At 65.7% G+C, this 2,763-nt stretch carries 3 protein-coding genes; all 3 read right to left on the reverse strand.

The genetic code is table 11. From position 1 onward, the window contains the following. Positions 1-155: 155 nt before the first annotated feature. The 3 genes from purD to ACVOMF_RS20800 are packed head-to-tail and all read right to left on the reverse strand — an operon-like array spanning position 156 to position 2,569. The gene (gene purD, locus ACVOMF_RS20790) at positions 156-1,442 is read right to left on the reverse strand and encodes a phosphoribosylamine--glycine ligase (protein WP_481510960.1); all 1,287 of its coding nucleotides are present in this window, start codon (positions 1,440-1,442) and stop codon (positions 156-158) included. Positions 1,443-1,463: 21 nt separating this feature from the next. Further along, positions 1,464-1,874 carry a hypothetical protein gene (locus ACVOMF_RS20795; protein WP_481510961.1) on the reverse strand — a complete coding sequence of 137 codons (411 nt, stop codon included), beginning with the start codon at positions 1,872-1,874 and terminating at the stop codon, positions 1,464-1,466. After that, the gene (locus tag ACVOMF_RS20800; RefSeq protein WP_481510962.1) at positions 1,874-2,569 is read right to left on the reverse strand and encodes a hypothetical protein; all 696 of its coding nucleotides are present in this window, start codon (positions 2,567-2,569) and stop codon (positions 1,874-1,876) included. Before ACVOMF_RS20800 ends, ACVOMF_RS20795 begins: the two co-directional genes overlap by 1 nt. Positions 2,570-2,763 lie beyond the last annotated feature (194 nt).

Genomic DNA, 2,763 nt, shown 5'->3' on the forward strand with positions numbered 1-2,763 from the left:
TGCGTCTCGTGCGCAGCCGCTTGTGATATTTAAACCGGCCGCCCCCCCCGGGCGCGGGTGCCCCCAACCCCTACCCCCCCCCCCCCCCGCCGGCCCCCCCACTACCGTTTGCGCCCCCTCCCTTGCACGAAGTGCAGGGGAGGGGTGAGCTCCGCTTACTGCTGCTCGCGCGCGATCGCGCGCCAGCCGATGTCGTTGCGGTGGAACTCGTTGGCCCAGTGGATCTTTGCAACGCCTGCGTACGCATGCTTCTGCGCATCACCAACGCTGTCACCCAATGCAGCAACACACAGCACGCGGCCGCCAGCACTGACCACATTGCCGTCAGCATCCAGCGCGGTACCGGCATGGAACACCTTGGCGCTGGCCGGCAGATCATTCAAACCACTGATCACGTCACCCGTGATCGGCGTCTCCGGGTAGGGCTTGGCAGCCAGCACCACGCCCAGCGATGGACGCGGGTCCCACTGTGCTTCCACGCCAGCCAGCGCGCCATCAATGGCCGCTTCAACCAGATCCACCAGGTCCGACTGCAGGCGCAGCATCACCGGTTGGGTTTCCGGGTCGCCGAAGCGCACGTTGAACTCGATCACCTTCGGCGCGCCAGCGTCATCAATCATCAAACCGGCATAAAGAAAGCCGGTGAACGGCACGCCGTCGGCAATCATGCCGGCCACGGTCGGTTCCACCACATCGCGCATCACCCGTGCGTGCACGTCCGGGGTCACCACCGGTGCAGGCGAGTAAGCGCCCATGCCGCCGGTATTCGGGCCGGTGTCGCCATCGCCAACACGCTTGTGGTCCTGGCTGGTGGCCATCGGCAGCGCGATGCGGCCGTCGACCATGGAGATGAAGCTGGCTTCTTCGCCTTCGAGGAATTCCTCGATCACCACGCGCGCGCCGGCATCGCCGAAGGCATTGCCGCTGAGCATGTCGTGCACGGCGGCCTCGGCTTCTTCCATCGTCATCGCCACGATCACGCCCTTGCCGGCGGCAAGACCGTCGGCCTTGATCACGATGGGCGCGCCCTTTTCATGCAGATAGGCCAGCGCCGCGTCAACTTCCGTATGCACGGCGTAGTACGCGGTGGGAATGCCGTGACGGGCGAGGAAATCCTTGGCGAAGGCCTTGCTGCCTTCCAACTGCGCGGCAGCAGCGGTCGGCCCGAAAATGCGCAGGCCGGCTTCACGGAAGCGATCCACCACGCCCAGCACCAGCGGCACTTCCGGGCCGACCACGGTCAGGCCCACGGCCTCGTCCTGTGCCAGCCTCAGCAGACCTTCGATGTCGTTGACCTTGATCGCGACATTGCGGCACTTGCCTTCGGTGGCACTGCCAGCGTTGCCGGGGGCGACGATCACTTCGCTTACGCGGGGCGATTGCGCCAACTTCCAGGCAAGTGCGTGTTCGCGGCCGCCAGAGCCGATGACGAGGATTTTCATGGGGTCAGTTCCTGTGAGGCATCAATGGGGAAGGCAATGGGAGGCTTTCAGCGTGACTTCGAAGAACGTCGCGCCACTGCCATCCACGAAGCGTCGGCGCACGCCGCCGCCGGCGGCATAGACCGGCTGCAGTGCCGGTTCCTTGCATAGCTCGGTGATGGCCTCGTCCTCGTCACGGCGCAATGCCTCGAACACGTCCGGCTTGGCCTTGGCCATCGCCACGCTGGCGCCGGGGAAGCTCACCACGAATACGATGTCGTCGCCATGGCGATGCGCCGAGGTGGTGATCAGTCCATCGCGGTAGGGCGTCGGCAGTTGCTTGCCGAGCGTGGCGAGCGCGGTGTGCTGGGCGTCGCTGAGCTTGCTGTTGCCACAGCTGGCGAGCAGGACGGCACACAGGCCAGCGGTGACTGCGAGAAGGGCGTTACGCATCAGGTGCAAGCCTCCAGCTGCATGGTGGAAGGAATCAGGTAGCGTGATTGCGTGGTGTCGTAGGCAATGCTGTGGGTCTTGTTGACTGCACCGGCGCAGCCCCGGCCTTTTTCCTGCACGTGCAGCGGCCAATAGGCCAGCTGCGGCTGACTGTTGTCAGGAGTTGCGTCGAAGTTCAGGTCCAGACGGCCGTGCGAACAGTTGCCCGATGCATTGCAGTCAATGGCGTTGCGATCATCCAGATGGCTGCGCAGCCAGCCTGCACTGGACAAGGTCTTGTCGCCGTCGAATACGTACCAGGCGCGATTGCGCATCGCTGCGCCGACCACTACCAGTTCGTCGTCGACCTGGAAACTCCAGGCGTTTGCGCCCATCTGCAGCGTGGTAACGCTGCCCGGCTTGCCGCCGGTGCCGCTGCCCTGGCCGAGCAGTTCGGCGGCGACGCTGACGCCGTCATCGGCGGCGCGGCGCAGGACGATGAAATCGGTGCTGCCCAGTTCAATCGGGCTGGCGTCGTCGTACGTGGTGCAGATTGCCAGCATCCGGTAGTTGCCGCTCTGCACGCTGATGCTCTGGTCGGCGCAGATATCGCGGTGCACCGGGCGCGCCTGACCCAGATTGGCATCCGTCAGTTGCTGCGTCCATTGCTCCTGCAACTGCACGGCACTGCCATAGCGCTCCTGCAGTACTGCCATCACCCCAGCCTCGTAGCTGAGCTTGGGCTTCTCTGCCGGAGCGCCGCTCGGTGCGGGCGTGGGGGGGGGGGGGGGCCGGCCCCGCGGGCCCGCCCGCCCCGGGGAAAAAACCCGGGGAAACAACACACCCCGAAAAAAACAAAAAAGCCCGCGGCGCCGGGGGGCGGCCCCCCCCCAGAGCAGAGGGGTGGGGG

The sequence above is a fragment of the Stenotrophomonas sp. STEN022 genome, from assembly GCF_056760155.1.